Origin of the sequence: Pseudomonas sp. MD330_10, assembly GCF_042610415.1 — a bacterium.
GTDB lineage: Bacteria > Pseudomonadota > Gammaproteobacteria > Pseudomonadales > Pseudomonadaceae > Aquipseudomonas > Aquipseudomonas rhodesiae.
On record NZ_JBHGZU010000158.1, the window covers coordinates 1 to 237 of the forward strand.

Sequence of the window (237 nt, forward strand, 5' to 3'; positions counted from 1 at the left end):
AAACCACCGACCACCAGACGCTTGAGGTACAGCTCAGGCGCGATACGCAGGAACATTTCCATGTCCAGCGCGGTGTGGTGGGTTTCGAACGGCTTGGCTGCGGCACCGCCGGGAATGGTTTGCAGCATCGGCGTGTCCACTTCCAGGAAGTCACGCTGCATCAGGAATCTGCGGATGTGGGCGATGATCTGCGAGCGGACGCGGAAGGGGTGGCGCACGTCTTCGTTGACGATCAGG

General features: G+C 61.2%; 1 protein-coding gene. It reads right to left on the reverse strand.

Annotated features, from left to right (window positions below; translation table 11 throughout):
* On the reverse strand, positions 1 to 237 hold a 237-nt coding region (locus ACFZPT_RS27025), incomplete at both ends, for an amino acid--tRNA ligase-related protein (protein ID WP_379559179.1).